11 protein-coding genes and 1 pseudogene are annotated in these 19,154 nt (G+C 64.1%); 5 read left to right on the plus strand and 7 right to left on the minus strand.

The features are described 5' to 3' along the window. Positions 1–97: 97 nt before the first annotated feature. The 6 genes from AB4Y82_RS02320 to AB4Y82_RS02345 all read right to left on the minus strand — a co-directional run bounded on the left by AB4Y82_RS02320 (position 98) and on the right by AB4Y82_RS02345 (position 9,525). Positions 98–1,210: a glycosyltransferase family 4 protein gene (locus tag AB4Y82_RS02320; protein ID WP_441604250.1), complete on the minus strand. Its 1,113-nt coding sequence runs from the start codon at positions 1,208–1,210 to the stop codon at positions 98–100. Then, positions 1,207–1,914: a polysaccharide deacetylase family protein gene (locus AB4Y82_RS02325; protein ID WP_441604376.1), complete on the minus strand. Its 708-nt coding sequence runs from the start codon at positions 1,912–1,914 to the stop codon at positions 1,207–1,209. Before AB4Y82_RS02325 ends, AB4Y82_RS02320 begins: the two co-directional genes overlap by 4 nt. Positions 1,915–2,834: 920 nt before the next feature. Further along, positions 2,835–3,503 carry a glutathione S-transferase gene (locus AB4Y82_RS02330; RefSeq protein WP_441604251.1) on the minus strand — a complete coding sequence of 223 codons (669 nt, stop codon included), beginning with the start codon at positions 3,501–3,503 and terminating at the stop codon, positions 2,835–2,837. A 671-nt stretch (positions 3,504–4,174) separates the two neighbouring features. Continuing rightward, a complete protein-coding gene (locus tag AB4Y82_RS02335) occupies positions 4,175–7,642 on the minus strand; it encodes a methylmalonyl-CoA mutase family protein (RefSeq protein ID WP_441604252.1) in 3,468 nt (1,155 codons plus the stop codon). Between the two features lie 219 nt (positions 7,643–7,861). Further along, positions 7,862–8,797, minus strand: coding sequence for an alpha/beta fold hydrolase (locus AB4Y82_RS02340; protein WP_441604253.1), 936 nt, complete (start codon positions 8,795–8,797; stop codon positions 7,862–7,864). Further along, on the minus strand, positions 8,794–9,525 hold the full coding sequence (locus AB4Y82_RS02345; protein WP_441604254.1) for a TetR/AcrR family transcriptional regulator: 732 nt from the start codon (positions 9,523–9,525) through the stop codon (positions 8,794–8,796). The genes AB4Y82_RS02340 and AB4Y82_RS02345 overlap by 4 nt, the downstream gene beginning before the upstream one ends. A 68-nt stretch (positions 9,526–9,593) precedes the next feature. On the opposite strand from AB4Y82_RS02345, the gene AB4Y82_RS02350 reads away from it, so the two are divergent. The 5 genes from AB4Y82_RS02350 to AB4Y82_RS02370 all read left to right on the plus strand — a co-directional run bounded on the left by AB4Y82_RS02350 (position 9,594) and on the right by AB4Y82_RS02370 (position 15,437). Beyond that, complete coding sequence (locus AB4Y82_RS02350) at positions 9,594–9,920, plus strand: YXWGXW repeat-containing protein (protein ID WP_441611094.1); 327 nt, start codon at positions 9,594–9,596, stop codon at positions 9,918–9,920. 207 nt (positions 9,921–10,127) lie between these two features. Beyond that, complete coding sequence (locus AB4Y82_RS02355; RefSeq protein ID WP_441604256.1) at positions 10,128–10,493, plus strand: YXWGXW repeat-containing protein; 366 nt, start codon at positions 10,128–10,130, stop codon at positions 10,491–10,493. A 255-nt stretch (positions 10,494–10,748) separates the two neighbouring features. Continuing rightward, entirely contained in the window at positions 10,749–11,852 is a 1,104-nt protein-coding gene (locus tag AB4Y82_RS02360) for a Glu/Leu/Phe/Val dehydrogenase dimerization domain-containing protein (RefSeq protein ID WP_441604257.1), read from the plus strand. Positions 11,853–12,030: 178 nt separating this feature from the next. After that, complete coding sequence (gene yccS, locus AB4Y82_RS02365) at positions 12,031–14,193, plus strand: YccS family putative transporter (protein ID WP_441604258.1); 2,163 nt, start codon at positions 12,031–12,033, stop codon at positions 14,191–14,193. 86 nt (positions 14,194–14,279) lie between these two features. Further along, positions 14,280–15,437, plus strand: coding sequence for an isovaleryl-CoA dehydrogenase (locus AB4Y82_RS02370; RefSeq protein ID WP_441604259.1), 1,158 nt, complete (start codon positions 14,280–14,282; stop codon positions 15,435–15,437). Between the two features lie 751 nt (positions 15,438–16,188). On the opposite strand, the pseudogene AB4Y82_RS02375 reads toward AB4Y82_RS02370, so the two are convergent. Then, positions 16,189–19,119, minus strand: a pseudogene (locus AB4Y82_RS02375) (S8 family serine peptidase). Positions 19,120–19,154 lie beyond the last annotated feature (35 nt).

Here is a 19,154-nt window from a genome sequence, read left to right on the forward strand (position 1 = left end):
CAGAGTGTAGACGGTTTATGACAGTGAGATGACAGCGCAGCAAGCTCTCTTTATGAGCATTTGCCATGACCACATGGACGTAAGTTCTTGAGCCTGCTCAGGTGGCGATGTGATGCAGATGGGGCACCGGTGCGCCACCAAATCGCAGCAGCCATTCGAAATCTCGTGCGACTGCCACATTGCTGAAACACTCCATCACATGGACGCGCGCGGCGACACCCATGCGGCGAGATAGCTCGGGGTCGCACATGGTCACGATCGCATCCCGCCAAGCGGCGATATCGCCTGGCTCGATCAGCAACCCGGTGACGCCATCTTCCATGGTTTCCGGAATGCCGCCGATGCGACTGCCTAGCACCGGTACCCCGCACGACTCTGCTTCGATGGCCACACGGCCAAACGTCTCCGGTTCCACCGAGGGAAAGGCGAGGAAGGAGAATGCCGGGCAATAGCGCGCCGTGTCGTCCACCCAACCGGTGAAGTGATGCCGCGTCGCCGCACCGCCCTGCTCGGCCATGCCATGCAGCATGTGTTCTTCCGGACCATTACCTACCCACAGCACGTGCAGGCGCGGTTCTCTGGCCATGGCGGCATTGGCAGCCTGCATGAGTTGCGCAACACCCTTGCCGCCGTGCATGCGTCCGGCGTAACCCATCACCACGGCGTCTTCGGGTATGCCAAATTCGCGACGCACCTGCGCCTGCCGCTGCGGATCGGGACGATAGAGGTTGGTGTCGACCGGGTTATATGAGATGTGCACGAGATCCGGCGGCACGCCTCGCGCGAGGTAAGCATCTCTGGCGTATTCAGATACAGCGATGAAGCGCTGCGCCAATCGCGGCACGCCATACTCGGACAACTTGCTCATGCGCGGATTGCGATGGCGGAACAAGGCCACCGGCGTACCGGTGAGGCGACCGCAGACGATCAAGGGCCAGTATTCCTTGCCGAAGTTGCCCACCAGCCAGTCGGGCGCGAATTGCGCGATGCGATGAAGCACGGTGGCATAGCCGCGCACATCGAACGCATTGCGGAATGTGCTGGGAAAGGTGGCAATACCGGCCGATTGCATCCCTGCGCCGATCAGGCCATGGCGGGACACGATGCTTTCCACCTGATGCCCGGCCTGCGACAGCGCACGCGCCAAGGCCACGAAATGCGTGGCAGCTCCCGTGTTCTCGGGATTGGTTCCAACGAAGAGCAGCTTCATGCGCGTCGATCCTCATAACCGGTGAGGACCTTGGCTGCCACCTGCGGCAACACGTGATGGCGCGCCACCTGGATGCGCGGCAGGCGCCACAGATCGATCGTCGCGCTGGCACTCGCGCGCCCGCGATCCGTCGTCGTCGCGGCGACATAACCTGCGTCGCGCGTGGCATCCACCGCTCGATCGTCGTAATCGCCGTACGGGTAGCAGAACTGTGTCACGCCGACGCCGAGGCGATCTTCCAGCTCGGCCTTGCTGCCATGGATCTCGTCGCGCTGCTGTTGATCCGTGCACTGGCTCAGGCGCACATGCGTGCGCGAGTGCGCGCCCACCTCCATACCGCCGTCATGCCACGCGCGCAGTTGCTCGACGGACATCAGCGGCTTGCGGATACCGAGCTTCTCGCCGTCCCAGGCGTTGTACTGCCCGAGGTAACCACTCACCGCATAGCATGTGGCGGTGAAACCATGGCGACGCAGCGTGTCCAGCGCGGATTCGAGATTGTCGACGTAGCCATCGTCGAGGGTCAGTACGGCCACCTTGCCTGTGCGCTCACCGCGCAGGTAAGGCATCGCATCGGACATCGACAGGCCGCGATAGCCCAGCGCTCGCAGCATGGCCATCTGTCGCGAGAACTTGGCGGCCGATACATAGAGACTGCGGTAGACATCGATGCCGTCGGGCACCGACGCAATATTGTGATACATCAAGATGGGGAGTTTCACGACGCGCCTTCGGATGAAGTAACAGGGAAAGTCTGTGTCCCTGTTACTCCGCGAGAGCTGCAGCCACCTTTCGCTTGCTTGCACCGACTTGTCGCTTCACACAGCGTTTTAACTGCGTACGTCTGTAACTTACAAAGGACTTTCGCGAGCATGAAGCGCGGCTGTCTAGCGCGTGCTCGGCGCGTCGAACGATGGACGTCCATCTCGCATGAGACGGAGCGCTGCAAGCAAAGCGATGGTTCGTTGTTTCGAAAGATCCAACGAACGGCGCGTCGCAATCTTTACGCGATTTATATGCCGCACGCGGCTGGGCGATATCGATTCTTTACGAATCGCCTGACGACAATATCGACATGGCGATCCACACAAACCGCTCCCGCGCTATCGGATGGCGAACTGCCGGCATGGTGCTGTCGGGCCTGCTGTTCGTGCTCTCCATCGTTCAACTGATCTTGCGACCTGGCGATGACGCAGCTGTATGGCGCGGCCTCGCCCTGTCGTCGCTTTATCTGTTGATATGCCTCAGTCAGCGCCGCCTGTTCGCCCCTGCGCGAACGCGACACAACCGGCGACTGCGTTAGCAGGAACTCACGCTGTAAGCGGATTCGTCCCATCGGCGTTCTCGATACGGCCAGTGGTCGCATCGGCGTGCCGGCATGTCGGTGAGATCAGGAAGGCTTGCAGCCGGGCGGCCGCAGGTCGGGTGAGCGGGCAGCAACCATGCACCTGCGGCACCGGTTGCAAACCTTCCTGATTTCGTCGCATCGAAAGCGGCGATGACGTGGCGCAAAAAATGCGCTCTTGCGGGCAACGCCGTGCGCTTGGACAGGGTCCATCACCAACCCACCCAAACGCAGACCCCCGGCCAGCCCCCGCAAGAGCGCACTCTTTGAACCACGCCATCAGCCCAGCGTGTAGGGACCGCCACGCTCCAGCGCACGTCGATACGCCGGACGCTGCTGCACGCGCTTCACAAACGCGGCGATGTGCGGAAGCTTGCTGCGCAGTCCGCTGCGCGCCATGGCTGCCTCCATCGGAAAGCTCATCTGTATGTCCGCCGCGCTGAATTCACTGCCGACGAACCAGCCGGTCTGCGCCAGTTCGTTGTTGACGTAATTCAGATGCAAGGCCAGCTGCGGATCGACAAAGGTCGACTGCAGCCTGTTGGCGATCTGCCTCGCGATGGGCCTGGCGAAGAACGGCATCGGCGCCGAGGCAATACGCGACGCCACCAGCTTCAGCAGCAGCGGCGGCATGGCCGAGCCTTCGGCGTAATGCAGCCAATACGTAAAGCGGAGGCGCTCAGGCATATCGGGCAGCGGAGCCAGTCGACCGGTGTCGTAACGGTCGACCAGGTATTCAATGATGGCGCCCGACTCCGCCAGGATCTGCCCGTCGTCTTCGACCACCGGCGATTTTCCCAAGGGATGGATGGCGCGCAATGCCGGCGGCGCCAGCATGGTCTTGGGATCACGCTCGTACTTGCGCAGCTCATACGGCACATCCAGCTCTTCCAGCAGCCAGAGCACACGCTGGGAACGGGAGTTGTTGAGATGGTGGACGATGAGCATGGGTGCCGCCAGCGAGGTGAAAATCGGAGGCTAGCATGGCGGTGGATGGCCGGGTGTGCGGGAGAGCGCGGTGGCAGCAGTGAACAGAGTCCGTCGAATCGCTGCGCCGATGCTCGGTGACCAGGGCTTGTCTGTGGGAGCGCACCCTGTGCGCGACCGCCACGCCTGGGTGTATCGCTCCGTAGGCTTGTCGCGCACAGGGTGCGCTCCCACAAAGGACCGATCAGCGGCTTTGATGCGACAGCCGCGACGTACCCCTTGTAGGAGCGCACTTGTGCGCGACCGCGGCGCTGGGATGTATCGCTCCGTCGGCTGGTCGCGCACAAGTGCGCTCCTACAAGGGCGCCGCGTGGCCCAGCAACGTCGCGCGTTGTTCGGCTCTTGATCCCCGGGGTCCCCGTATGACGCGGCGGGCGGGTGGAGGAAAGCCCGAAGGGTGGCCGCAGGGATGCGGCCGGCCTCCGGCAGGAGGACGGAAGCCCGCGGCAGGCGAGCCAGATCGCGGTATCGCGACAACCGAACACCGAGGCTCTGGATGACCAGCCATCCGGCTGTTGAAGAGCGCTTCCGGCCTGCGCCGGGATGACAAAAAAAGCCGCCCCGATTGGAGCGGCTCTCTCAGAACCTGACCTTGTCCCACCCCTTCACCAACAGAAGAGAAAAAAGGCCAATCACATATTCCGCCGATACTCCCCACCCACGTCATACAACGCATGACTGATCTGCCCCAGCGAGTTGTACTTCACCGCCTCGATCAACTGCTCAAACACATTGCGCCGATCACGCGCCGTCTCCTGCAGCACCTTCAGGCTCTCCGGCGCCAGCTCATTGCGCGCCTTGCCAAAGGCCAGCACGTTGTCGATCTGCTGCCCTTTCTCGCCCTCGGTGGAACGGATGAGCTCGATCTCGGTGGCGATCTCGCCGCCGTGGTCCTTGGGCAGGAAGGTGTTCACGCCGATCAGCGGCAGGCTGCCGTCGTGCTTCTTCTGCTCGTAGTACATCGACTCTTCCTGGATCTTGCCGCGCTGGTACATGGTGTCCATCGCGCCGAGCACGCCACCGCGCTCGCTGATCGCCTCGAACTCCTTGTACACCGCCTCTTCGACGATGTCGGTAAGCGCATCCACGATGTGGCTGCCCTGCCAGGGGTTCTCGTTGAAGTTGAGGCCCAGTTCCTTGTTGATGATCATCTGGATCGCCACCGCGCGACGCACGCTCTCTTCGGTCGGGGTGGTGATGGCTTCGTCGTACGCATTGGTGTGCAGGCTATTGCAGTTGTCGAACAAGGCATACAGCGCCTGCAGCGTGGTGCGGATGTCGTTGAACTGGATTTCCTGCGCGTGAAGCGAACGGCCCGAGGTCTGGATGTGGTACTTCATCATCTGGCTGCGCGCGCTGGCGCCGTAGCGCTCGCGCATCGCGCGGGCCCAGATGCGGCGTGCCACGCGGCCGATCACGGTGTATTCCGGATCCATGCCGTTGGAGAAGAAGAACGACAGATTCGGCGCGAAATCGTCGATGCTCATGCCGCGCGCGAGATAGTACTCGACGATGGTGAAGCCGTTGCTCAGCGTGAAGGCCAACTGGCTGATCGGGTTCGCGCCGGCTTCGGCGATGTGATAGCCGGAGATCGACACCGAATAGAAGTTGCGCACCTTGTGGTCGACAAAATACTGCTGGATGTCGCCCATCATGCGCAGCGCGAACTCGGTGGAGAAGATGCAGGTGTTCTGCGCCTGGTCCTCTTTGAGGATGTCCGCCTGCACCGTGCCGCGCACGTTCTGCAGAGTTTCTTCCTTGATGCGCGCGTAGGTGTCCGCATCCACCAGCTGGTCGCCGGTGATGCCGAGCAGGCCGAGGCCCAGGCCTTCGTTGCCCTTGGGCAGCTCGCCCGAATACTGCGGACGGCCGTTCGGGAACATCGAGGCGATCTTCTTGTCAGCCTCAGCCCAGCGCGCCGGGTCTTCCTTCAGATACTTCTCGACGTTCTGGTCGATCGCGGTGTTCATGAACATCGCGAGGATGATCGGCGCCGGCCCGTTGATGGTCATCGACACGGAGCTGCTCGGCGCACTGAGATCGAAGCCGGAGTACAGCTTCTTCATGTCATCGAGCGTGGCGATATTGACGCCGGAATTGCCGATCTTGCCGTAGATGTCCGGACGCGGCGCCGGGTCTTCGCCGTACAGCGTCACCGAGTCGAACGCCGTGGACAGGCGCGTGGCCGCACCGCCCTGGCTCAGGTAATGGAAGCGGCGATTGGTGCGCTCGGGCGTGCCCTCGCCCGCGAACATGCGGGTGGGATCTTCACCCGTGCGGCGATACGGATAGACACCGCCGGTATACGGGTAATAGCCGGGCAGGTTCTCGCGCATCAGGAAGCGCAGCAGGTCGCCCCAGTCCTTGGTCTTGGGCGGCGAGACCTTCGGGATCTTCTGGTGGCTCAGCGATACGCGGTAGTTCTCCACGCGGATCACCTTGTCGCGCACCTTGTATTCGTTGACCTCGTCGGTCACCGACTTGTAGCGCTTGGGCCAGTCGTGCAGCAGGTGGATCGCTTCGTGGCTGAGCTCCTTGATCGCCGCGTTGTAGCGCTGGCGCAGGGTCAGCAACGTACGATCGGCGCCCTCTTCGTGCAGCGCCTCGGATTCATAGCGGGCCAGCTCGCGCGGCAGGTGCGTATCGCCCAGTTCCTTCAGCGATTCGTAGTAGTGCTGGGCTTTGCTGGCGAACTCCGCCTCGTGCTCGATCTCTTTGTTGATGCCGCGACCCTGCTCGGCGATCTCTGCAAGGTAGCGCACGCGGCTACCCGGAATGAGCACGGTGGCGCGCGGCTCCTTCAGCGTGGTGTCGAGCTTGGGCGTCCACTTCTCCGCCGGCAGGCTGAGCTTCTCGCGCATCAGGCGGCACAGATTGCTGAACATCCAGGTCACGCCCGGATCATTGAACTGGCTGGCGATGGACGGATACACCGGCACCTGTTCGTCGGTGAGCGTGAACGCGGTGCGGTTGCGCTTCCACTGCTTGCGCACGTCGCGCAGCGCGTCTTCCGCGCCGCGCTTGTCGAATTTGTTGAGCACGATGAGCTCGGCGAAATCGAGCATGTCGATTTTCTCGAGCTGGCTCGCCGCGCCGTAATCGCTGGTCATCACATAGGTGGGGAAATCCACCAGGTCGACGATCTCCGAATCGCTCTGGCCGATGCCCGCGGTTTCGACGATCACGAGGTCGTACGGCTGCGCCTTGAGGAAATCGATGCAATCGCGCAGCACGGCGCTGGTCGCAGCGTGCTGGCGGCGCGTGGCCATCGAGCGCATGTAGACGCGATGGCTGCGCAGGGAGTTCATGCGGATGCGATCGCCCAGCAGCGCACCACCGCTACGGCGACGCGTCGGATCCACCGCAAGCACGGCGATGCGCATCTCGGGGAAAGCGTGCAGGAAGCGCAGCAGCAGTTCGTCCACCACCGAGGACTTGCCCGCGCCACCGGTACCGGTCACGCCGAGCACCGGCGTGTGCTTGCCGGCCATCTTCCACTGCTTGCGCAGGTGTTCCAGTTCGGCCTCGGCCAGCTCGCCTTCTTCGATGGCCGACAGCACGTGGCCCACGGCGATCTCATTGCTGATGTCGACCATCGGCGTGACGACGCTGGCTTCTTCTTCCTTCGCGCGCTTCACCGCGGCGGCGCGCGTGCGCAGCATCACGTCTTCGATCATCTCGGTGAGGCCGAGCTTCATGCCGTCGTTCGGGTGATAGATGCGCTCGACGCCGTACGCCTGCAGCTCGCGGATTTCTTCCGGCGTGATGGTGCCGCCGCCGCCACCGAATACACGGATGTGCGAGGCATGCTGTTCCTTCAGCATGTCGACCATGTACTTGAAGTACTCGACGTGGCCGCCCTGGTAGGACGACAGCGCGATCGCATCGGCGTCTTCCTGCAGCGCGGCGCGTACCACGTCTTCCACCGAGCGGTTATGACCGAGATGAATGACCTCGGCGCCTTGCGCCTGGATGATGCGACGCATGATGTTGATCGCAGCGTCGTGGCCGTCAAAAAGACTGGCGGCGGTGACGAAGCGCAACGGGCGGCTTTCCGCGTGGGCGGCGCTGGCAGAAACGTGCTGGGCGGGGGAACTCATGGGGACTCCGGGACTGCGGGTGCGTCGGACCCACCATTTTAATGGATGGTTGCGTTTGGAACATGTTGCGGCGCGGAGGGGCGCTGATTGGCAACGGTTTTCGGGGTTTGGGCGACAACCGTGCGCAGAGGTATCGTGAGAGGTCTGTCGCGCACAGGGTGCGCTCCCACAACAGGCGACCGCCTCCTGTGGGAGCGCACCCTGTGCGCGACGGGCGCCTCAATCGACTCCAAACGGCAGGTTTGGCGAAGACACCACGCGCTCCCCGACGCTCTCGCCTCGCAGAAATGCCAGCGACGCCTCGATCACCTCGGGCGCATCGAGCACTTTGTGATGCCCCAGCCCCTGCGTGGTGAACAGACGGGCGCCGCGCCAATGGCGTGCATAGCGCTCGCCTTCTGCCCATGGCACGTCGTGGTCGTCCAGGTCATGCACGATCAGGCCGGGCTGACCGAGCGACGGCAGATGGCGATGCACCTGCAGATCGTGAATATTGATGCCGGTCATGGCCTCCAGCCCGTCATGCAGGCGGCCGCTCAGATGTTGGCCCAGGCGCACGAATTGGGTGAAGCGCTGCGTGGCCGCCACCGGATCGGCGGCGGGCGCGATCAGGATCAGCTTCTTTGCATGCCAAGCCTCACCCTGGGCCATCGTCGCAGCCGCACCGCCCAGCGAATGGGCGATGGTGAGCGCCGCGTTGCCAAAGTGACGGCCCACTTCGCGCACGGTCTCGATGAAATCGGGCAAGGTGCAATGGCGGCCATCGCTCAGGCCATGCCCTGGCTGATCGAACGCCACCAGCGCATAGCCCATCTCGCGCAAGGGTTCGATCCAGGGCAGATAGCGCAGGCCAAAGCTTGACCAGCCATGCACCAGCAACACATAGGGCTGGCGCGACGGATCACCCCATACATAGGTGGCGATGCGCTTGCCATGCACGTCCAGCTCGCCGCGCTGCATGTCCTGATCCGGCCTGGCCGCCTGCGCGCGTGCTCGGCTGCTGGCGAAGGGCGTCACGAAGATGCGCACCGCGCCTTTGACCGCGCGCTTCGGCGCGATGCGACTGCCCAGTGCAAAACCGGCGCGCACGACGCCCAGTTTGAAGGCGCCGGGCCCGCGGCGGTGAGGCTTGGCCGAAGTGGTTTGGCGGTTCATGGCGTGACACTCCGCGCAGCGCGAGGGCTGTAGCTGTTGATGAGGCGCTCGAAGCCCGCCAGCGTGTGCCGGCGCGCTTCATCGAAACCGAACAGGGCCGCGTCGTGATGCAGGCCCAGCATGAGTGCGTAGATCTCAAAGGCCAGCTGAGGAGCGTCGGTGTCGTCGCTCAGCTCGCCGTTTGCCACGGCATGTTCGATGGCGCGGCACATCTCCTGCCGCCAGCCCGATTGCTGCTTGATCACCACATCGCGCAAGGCGCCCTCGCGGCCGTCATATTCACTCGCCGCGGTGAGCAGCACGCAGCCGCTCTGGTATTCCTGCGCCCACGCCACCCAGTTGGTGACAATGGCGCGCACGCGGGCAAGGCCGCGCGGCAGTTTCAGCGCAGGCCATTTCACGTTCTGCAGAAACCGCAGCTGCCCGGTTTCCAGGACGGCCAGCTGGAGCTCCTCGCGCGACCCAAAGTGCGCAAACAAACCGCTCTTGGACATGCCCACGTCTGCCGCCAGCGATCCGATGGACAGCCCTTCCAGGCCGTCGCGGCGCGCCATGTCGTAGGCGTGATCGAGGATGAGTTCGCGCGTGGCGGCGCGTTTGCCGAGGGTCGTAGCGTTCATGGACAATAAAATAGCACGATCGTTCGTTCTTTTCGCGTCAAAAATCTGAATGGATCGCAGCGATTTGCCCGCGCGAACCTGAACGAGCCCGGCGGCGACGGTCAACAAGGCAAGGAAATACGCCGTTCCCCGTCGTGAGGCCGCGGGGTGCGGCCGTCAACCAAGGAGACTTCATCATGCTGAGCATTACCCGCAAACTCGCCCTGCTCGCCGCTCTTGGCGTCGCCAGCGCGGGCGCCATGAGCTATGCCCCGACCGCCACGGCTGGCGTGGATGTCTCCGTCGGCATTGGTGTCGCACCGCCGCCGCCGCGTTACGAGGTCGTGCCGCCGCCGCGCGCGGGTTATGTGTGGGCGCCGGGTTACTGGCGCTGGGATGGCGGTCGCCACGTCTGGATGGGCGGCGCCTGGGTCCGCGCCCGCCCTGGTTACGTCTATCACCAGCCGCACTGGGAACACGCCCGCGATGGTTGGCGCATGCATAACGGTTACTGGGGCCGCTGATTTTCAGCTTCGTGCGGGCGGCGCAATGCCGCCCGCTTCCCAACCAGAGTGCTCGTCCAAAGTGAGCGCGCCGCCCGCACCCGGGCGATCGCAAGTATTTGCCACGAAAGAGAAAAACCTGCGACGGCGTGAAAGCTGATGCACAGCCTTGCGCGTCATGGTTCCGCGCCGCAGCTCCCTTCATTCAAACAGAGAGGCCATTCATCCATGTCGATGTCTACGACGATTCGTTTCGCCGCACTCGCCACCGTCATCATGCTGGCCAGCGGCTGCGTGGTTGAACAACCCGCGCCGCGCCGCCGCCCCGTCATTGTCGAACAACCCGCGCCGGCCCCTGGCTACGTCGAAGTGATTGCCCCGCAGGCGCCGCCGGCCGTAGTGATCGAAGAAGAACCCGCCCCGCGGCCTGGCTATATCTGGGCCCGCGGATACTGGCACTGGAACGGTCGCAAGTACGTCGCCATGCACGGGCATTGGGAGCCGGCGCGTCCGGGCTATCACTATGTGCACCCGCACTATGTGCAGCGCGGCGACGGCTGGCACCTCAGCGTAGGCGTGTGGGCACAGGGCTAAGCGGCAACCGCCGTGGCGACGCCGTTTCGCAGGCGTCTGCGCTTGGTTCGCAAGCCCGTACGGCCGCGCTTTGATGCGCCGCGGCACCAGTGTTCCCCCGCCGCGTATTAGAATTGGGAACTCGATTCATCGCCCCAGCCCTGCTGGGGCGTTTGAGTTTCAGGCGTTTTCAGCCTTGGCGGGTCCGCGCTGCACCGTACCCGCCGCCATTCCGGCGTGCCGTCCCCGGGCACACAACTTGGAGTTTCCGTTCCAATGATTTTCGAAACCATCGCCAAAACGGGTCACGAAGAAGTCGTCTTCTGCCATAACAAGGACGCTGGCCTGAAGGCCATCATCGCGATCCACAACACGGTGCTGGGCCCTGCGCTCGGCGGTCTGCGCATGTGGCCGTACAAGACCGAGCAGGACGCGGTGAATGACGTGCTGCGCCTGTCGCGCGGCATGACCTACAAGAACGCCGTGGCCGGCCTGAACCTGGGCGGTGGCAAGGCGGTGATCATCGGCGATCCGAGCAAGGACAAGTCCGAGGCGCTGTTCCGCGCGTTCGGCCTGTTCGTCAACTCGCTCAATGGTCGCTACATCACCGCCGAAGACGTCGGCATCGACGTCAACGACATGGAATACGTGTTCCGTGAAACCGAATACGTGACCGGCGTGCACCAGGTGCACGGCGGCTCGGGCGACCCGTCGCCGTTCACCGCGTTCGGCACGCTGCAGGGCCTGATGGCCGCGCTGCAGGTCAAGCACGGCAACGAAGACGTGGGCAAGTACAGCTACGCCGTGCAGGGCTGCGGCCACGTGGGCAGCGAGTTCATCAAGCTGCTGCGCGAACAGGGCGCCAAGGTGTTCGTCACCGACATCAACAAGGATGCCGTGCAGCGCTGCGTGGATGAGCTGGGCTGCGAAGCCGTGGGCCTGGACGAGATCTACGACGTCGACGCCGATGTTTACTCGCCGTGCGCCCTGGGCGGCACGCTCAACGACCAGACCATCGACCGCATCAAGGCCAAGATCATCTGCGGCGCGGCCAACAACCAGCTGGCCACCGACGCCATCGGCGACGAGCTGCAGCGTCGCGGCGTGCTTTACGCGCCCGACTATGCCGTCAACGCCGGCGGCGTGATGAACGTGTCGCTGGAAATCGACGGCTACAACCGCGAGCGTGCGATGCGCATGATGCGCACCATCTACTACAACCTGGGCCGCATCTTCGAAATCTCCAAGACCGAAGGCGTGCCGACCTACAAGGCGGCCGACCGTCTGGCCGAAGAGCGCATCGAAGCGATCGGCAAGATCAAGCTGCCGACCATGGGCCACCACGGTCCGCGCTTCGCTGGTCGCATGCGCGGTCAGTAAGTACTCGCGGCAGGTTTGAAGAAAACGCCGGCCTCGTGCCGGCGTTTTTTGTTGGCCCGCGACCACCTCCTGTGGGAGCGCACCCTGTGCGCGACTGCATGTCCGACAGGTTGTCGCACGCCCCGTCGCGCACAGGGTGCGCTCCCACAGGAAAGAGGCGGCATCGTATGCTGGCGTCATGCTCTCCTCCCTCGCCTACCGCTGGCGCCGCGTGCGCGGTTCCGACCGCTACGCCGAATGCCTGCGCGTCTTCCTCGCCTTAAGCGGCGCGGTGGCCTGGTGCTTTGGCACCGGACACATCGAAGCGGTGGTGTCGGTCCTGCTGGGCATCATCGCCTGTGCACTGGCCGAGACCGAGGACCACTGGCGCAGCCGCCTCACCACCTTGCTGCTCACGCTGGCCTGCTTCGCGTTCTCGGCGATGGCCGTGCAATGGTTGTTTCCCTACCCCGCGCTGTTTGCCATCGGCTTGCCGCTGTCCACCTTCGCCCTGGTGATGCTGGGCGCCGCGAGCGAGCGCTACGCCACGGTGGCTGGCGCGACGCTCCTGCTGGCGGTGTACACCATGATTGGCGCCGACCAGGCGGTCAGTGGCCCCTGGTGGTATCAGCCCGCCCTGCTCCTGGCGGGCGCGTCCTGGTATGGCGTGCTGTCGTTGCTGTGGAGTGTGCTGGCGCCGCAGCAGGCGCTACGCCTGTCGCTGGCGCGGTTGTTCGATGCGCTGGCCGATTGCATGGAAGGCAAGGCGGCACTCTTTACACCCGTCCACGGCGTCGATCGCGAAGCGATGCAATGGGCGCTGGCGATGCAGAACGAACGGGTGGTGGAAGCGCTCAACGACACGCGACTGATGCTGGTCGATCGCATCGGTGCACGCCGCCCCCGCGGCGCCATGGCCGCGCGACTGCAGATGTACTTCCTCGCGCAGGACATCCACGAGCGCATCAGTTCCGCCCATTACCCCTACGATGCGTTGGCCGAGGCCCTATTTCATAGCGACGTCTTGTTCCGCTGCGAACACCTGCTGCGGCTGGAAGCACAAACCTGCCGTCAGCGAGCCGAGGCGCTGCGTTTTCACACCAAGCCCACCGCCACGAACCGTGCCGACAGTGTCGCCACGGTGAGCGATCTGCACAGCGCGCTCGACGCGTTGCGCGAGCAAGCCAAACCACCACCGGCACATCTGCTGCGCGCGGTGGATGCACTGGTGCGCAATCTCGCTTCGATCCAGCAACTGCTGGCCAGTCATGCGCCGCATGGACTCAGCGGCAGTCGTTCGGAACGACTGCTGCAACACCCGGGTCCGCAGTCGATCACCGATGCGTGGGAACGCATCCGCATCCAGTTGACGCCGCGGTCGTTTCGCTTTCGCCATGGCGTGCGCCTCGCGCTGGCGCTGCTGGTGGGTTATGCGGTGCTGCTTGCGATGCATCCGCGGCATGGCTATTGGATCCTGTTGACCACCCTGCTGGTGTGCCAGCCCAGCTATGGCGCCACCCAGTTGCGGCTCGTGCAGCGCGTGCTGGGTACCGTCGTCGGTCTCGTGCTCGGCTGGGCCACGTTGAAGCTGCTGCCGTTCGGCCCATGGCAGATGCCGCTGGTGGTGCTGTCGGGCGTGATCTTTTTCGCGGCACGACTGCGCCGCTACACCACCGCGACAGCCGCCATCACGCTGTTCGTGGTGCTGTGCTTCAACCAGGTGGGCAGCGGTTACGACGTGATGTGGCCGCGCCTGCTGGACACCTTGATCGGCACGGCCATCGCCGCGCTGGCCATGCGTCTGGTACTGCCCGACTGGCAGGGACGCCGCTTCGACGAGGTGCTGTCCGATACCGTGCGTGGCGATGCGCGCTATCTCGAACAGATCATCGCGCAGTACGCCAGCGGTCGTCGTGACGATCTGAACTATCGCATTGCCCGTCGCGACGCGCACAACGCCAACGCCACGCTTAGCGCCGTCCTCGCCAACATGCTGCGCGAACCAGGGCGCCACAGCCGCGGCACGGAAAGCCTGCTGCGATTTCTGTCGGCGGCGCATACCTTGCTGGGGCAGCTGTCTGCGCTCGGCGCCAATCGCCAAATCATTGCATCGCCGGCAGCGCGCGACGCCGTGGTTCGCGCCGGTGACGCTGCGGTCAAGGCGCTGGCGCAACTGGGTGATGCGCTGGCCAACGGTCTCACGGCGCAGGTCACCACCGACGATGCCGCATGGCTGGAGCCCTTCGCCGCCAGCGCTGACGACGATGCAGCCCGCCTCGCGCTGGGCCAGCTTGCGCAGGTACTGGTCCAGCGCGACCGGCTTGCCGAGCTGGCGAATACACTCAATACCTCCGATGCCTGACCCCCGAGGGCTTGTGCGTCGCGCAACGGCTTGTTAAGGCCGCCGCGGTACCATGGAGATCTTCCGCAATTCCGGAGTTTGAAGGCATGCGTCCGTTTCCACTGGGTGAAGAGATCGATCTGTTGCGTGACAGCGTGCACGCGTTCGCCGAGAAGGAGATCGCTCCCCGCGCTGACCACATCGATCGCGAGAACCTGTTTCCCGCCGACCTGTGGCGCAAGTTCGGCGACATGGGCCTGCTCGGCATCACCATTCCGGAAGAATACGGCGGCACCGGCATGGGCTTCCTCGCGCACATGGTGGCGATGGAGGAAATCTCGCGCGCCTCCGGCTCGGTCGGTCTTTCCTATGGCGCGCACTCCAATCTGTGCGTGCAGAACATTTTCCACAACGGCAACGAAGCACAGCGTCGCAAGTACATCCCCAAGCTTTGTTCGGGCGAGTACGTGGGCGCGCTGGCGATGAGCGAACCGGGCGCCGGTTCCGATGTCGTCGGCTCGATGAGCTGCAAGGCGGAGAAGAAGGGCGACGTGTGGGTCGCCAACGGCTCCAAGATGTGGATCACCAACGGCCCCGATGCCGACGTGCTGCTGGTCTACATGCGCACGGCGCCGCGTCCGGCGGGCAGCCGCTGCATGACGGCCTTCATCGTCGAAAAAGGCATGAAGGGCTTCAGCACCGCGCAAAAGCTCGACAAGCTCGGCATGCGCGGCTCCAACACCTGCGAGCTGGTGTTCGAGGATTGCGAGATTCCGGAAGAGAACATCGTCGGCGAAGTGAACGAAGGCGTGCGCGTGCTGATGAGCGGCCTGGACACCGAGCGCCTGGTGCTCTCCGGCGGCCCCATCGGACTGATGCAGGCGGCGCTCGACATCTCCCTGCCCTATGTGCGCGAGCGCAAGCAATTCAACGCACCCATCGGCACGTTCGGCGTGATGCAGGCAAAGATCGCCGACATGTACACCGCACTGCAGAGTTCGCGCGGTTTTGCGTACATGGTCGCCCAGCAGTTCGACCACAACGTAAAGTCCCGCATCGACCCCGCCGCGTGCCTGCTCAATGCATCGGAGAACGCGGTAAAGGTGGCGCTGGAAGCGATCCAGACCCTCGGCGGCAACGGCTACATCAACGAGTTCCCGGCAGGCCGCTTGTTGCGCGATGCAAAGCTCTATGAAATCGGCGCAGGCACCAACGAAATCCGCCGCATGCTGATCGGCCGCGAGTTGTTTCACGGCAAGGAGTGACAGCTGGGATTTGCGAAAAGGCAGTCCCACTTCCCGACGGGAAGTGGGTGAAGTGAAGTGCATGGAGTTACCGGGGCTGTTGTAGGAGCGCACCTTGTGCGCGACCAGCCTACGGAGCGATACACCCCAGCGCGGCGGTCGCGCACAAGTGCGCTCCTACAAGGGAGCACCCGCGCCGTGGCTCACGGTTTCAACCATGCGAGCCGCTTGCCTGTGGGAGCGCACCCTGTGCGCGACAAACCTACGGAGCGGTACACCACAGCGTGGCTGTCGCGCACAGGGTGCGCTCCCACAGACAAGCAGGCGTGGCAGAGTGAATGAGCGATGCCTAAGGCCGATGCGCAGCGAGGCCTCGCTTTAAGTCCTCAGCGATTCGGGCGCGTTGCGCAGCGCTTGGAAGTATCCCCTGTGTACCCTCGGAGGTTGTCCCTCAACGACGCACCTCAAGCGTTCGGGCTTATCCCAACACGATGCTGCGGGCGTTATCAGGCCATTCTCTTTGGGTTACTTTTCTCTTGGGCCAGCAAGAGAAAAGTGACTCGGCTGCCGGCAGGCAGTCGAAACGCCCGCCGCGTAGGCGGCACGCCGGCGGTAACGCGTCAACCAGAAACCGAGACTCTGGATGACCAGCCATTCGGCTGCTGAACAGCGCCTCCCGCCTGCGCCGTGATGACGAGATCGAACCGTTCCCGCGAGCACCCGCCCCTCACCCCAACCCTCTCCCCGACGGGGAGAGGGAGAGAGAGCTACGTCAGAAATTCAGCCGATAATTGAGCATCCCCATCATCCCCTGGCTGTTCTGCCCAAAATACTGATCCATCCCAAACTGCAGGCTAGAACGCGCCGACATCGTCCAGTCGAGCGACAAGCCCACCTGCCCTTCATAGCGCGACAACCCCACGCCACCGACAGGCGCCCACTGGTCAACACCAGTGAAGCTCGCGTCGAACACGTCACCATGCATGGCAAAGGCCTGCTGCCATTGCGCGCGCGCCTGAAGGCCGAGGCTGCCGCCACCGGCGAGCGACCAGGTATGACCCGCACGCACGCCGAAGCCGGCCTGCCAACGCTCCACATCCTGCTCGCCGCTCTTCAGGCCGAAGCCGTAGCCGCCCAGTTCATTGAAGCCATCGCGCTGGATGTGCGCGTACTGCATGTTGGCGTAGGGCGTGATCTGGATGCCGCCGAACGAGGTACGCAGGCCGCTTTCGCCCTAAGCCACGGTGTAGCGGCCGTTGGTATCGCTGGCCACGCCTGACACGTCGCTGCCGAGCTCAAGGTGACGGCGCATATTCTCCCGGTACGTGCCGTAACCGAGTCGACCCATGCTGTACCAGTTGTCCTGCATGACGCCGCCGTAGAGCATGCCTTCGACGGCATTGCTCTGGCCCTGGTCCGCGAATTCAGCGAGACGGCCCAGGCCCTGGCTCTGGCTCACGGCAAAACCCAGCACGCCGTTGCTGCCGAGCTTGCGGTCCTGGCCGGCCATCCATCCGCTGAGGTCGTAGCCCACGTCGCCGTAGCCGCTGCGGCTCATGCTGCCGTGGTAACCCAGCGTCTGCGCCCAGCCGCCGGTCGTGCGCGTATCGACCAGCCCGTCGAAATGATCCGACAGCGCACGCGTACCGGCATCGATCGCTTCGAAGGTCATCGCCGCACTGGCGGCGTGCAGCTGGCCCGAAAGGCTTTCCAGCGACTGCTGCAAGGCCGCGGTGGTCTGCGTCTGCTGCAGGCTGGCTGCGCCATGCATGAAGTCCGTGCCTACCGGCGTGCCGCCGATCGGTGGCGTGCCCTGCCCCAGCTGGGAGTTGATTGCGCCAAAGGCATTGTCGACGCGCTGTGCAGCACCATACGAAGCGGTGGTGTAGGTCATGCCATTGACGGCACTGGCCTGCACCTGGGTCACGTTGAGCCACGCGCTGTTGCTGTCGTAGTTGAGCGTGGCCGCGAGCAGCACGCCGGAGGCCACATCCAGCCCGGTGAACTGGCCCGTGAGTCCACCCTTGGCGGTGAGCACGTTGGTGTGCGAGTTGGCCACATAGCCTTGCATGGCGCCAATCACATAAAGATTGCCGCCAACGAGCACGGCCTGGCCATCGATATTGAGCGAACGCCCCAACTCCAGCGCGAGTCGACCGGTTTGGCCGTCCGTGGCAGTGAAGCCCTGGTAGTAGCTGCCGCTGATATGTACGTCACCGCCGGCCACCACCAGCGTGCCCAGGTTCTGGACGTCCGCACCGAAGCTGTGCGCGCCGCTCATGATCGCATCGACATGGTCGATGTAGAGGTTGCCGGCAATCGACGGTGCAACCAGCGCACCGTGCTCGATGAACGTGTCGCCGGTATAGCTCGGGTCCTGAGTCAGCGTCAGCGTGCCGGTGCCGTCTTTGGTCAGACCGCCGCTACCACTGATCGCATTGCCCCAGGTGGAGTTGATGTTGAGCGTGACGTCGAAGTTGCCCCAGTCGAACTTGGCCGGACCCAGGATGGCCTTGCCCACGTCGAGCTCGCCATAACCGAAGGTGGAGTCCACGCCTGGCGCACCCAGATCGTCCGCCGTGCCCAGCAGAGTCTGGCGCACCTGGTCGTTGGTGAAGTACGGGAACGCCTGCCACACCACCGCTGCCGCACCGGATACGGCAGGCGCAGACAGCGAAGTGCCTTCGACGATCCAGTAAGTCTGGTTGCTGGTGGTGTCGTCCTTGCCGCTGACAACCACGTTGCCCGGCGCGGCCAGGCAGTAGTTCATGGCCACGCCGCACTTGTTCGAATAACTCGCCAGCTGCGTGGGGTTGCTGCTGTCCAGGGCGACGACGGCCAGCCAGCCTTTCTGCAGATCCTCCGCGCCCGGCATGCTGGGCAGCGCGGCGATGGTGCTGGGATTGGGCAGTGAATCATTGCCTGCCGCAAACACCACCAGGCCGCCGCCGTTGACGAACGGCGCGTACGCATCGTGGAAGCCCTTGGTCGTGGCGGTGTCGCTCGCGTCCCAGGTAATGCCACCCCAGGAGTTGTTCATCACCTTCACGCCGGCATTGATCAAATCCTGATTGATGTAACCGAACGGCACGGCATCCTGCCCCGATACCGTGGACGGCGGCGTCGATCCGTCATCGTCGGGCGCCTTGTCGGAGATGATGCGTGCCGACACGAGGCTGGCGCCCGGTGCAATGCCGCCCGCGAATTTGCCGAAGGCGCTGCCGGCGGCAATTTCCGAAACCCAGGTACCGTGGCCGACGACATCGTCCACCGACAGGTTGTTGGTCGCCGGGTTGATATAGGTCAATTCCTGGGTGACCTTGCCCGCCAGCGCCGGGTGGTTGCGCATGATGCCGCTGTCGACCACGCCGATGGTCACGCCTGTGCCAGTGAAGCCGGCACTGCGGGCGGCATAGGTATTGGTCAGCGACAGCTGCGCATCGAGCGGCGGCTGCGTGAGCGGCGGCGTGGTGGGCGGCGTGGTGGGCGGTGTTGTTGGCGGTGGCGTGCTGCCACCCGACCCTGGACCCGTGGGCGGAGAGTAACCCGATCCAGGCGGTGAATAACCCGGCCCCGGTGGTGTATAGGCAGGGGCCGGCTTCACATTGCCGTTGCCGCCGCCACCGCAGGCACTGAGGCCCAGCGCCATCCATACCAATACGGAAACCTGGCGGAAACGCATTCCGCCCAGACCACTCTCCATTGTTCCCCCTGCGCCCCCTTAGGGCATCCCTTGCA

The organism is Dyella sp. 2YAF14 (genome assembly GCF_052114725.1).
Taxonomy (GTDB): domain Bacteria; phylum Pseudomonadota; class Gammaproteobacteria; order Xanthomonadales; family Rhodanobacteraceae; genus Dyella.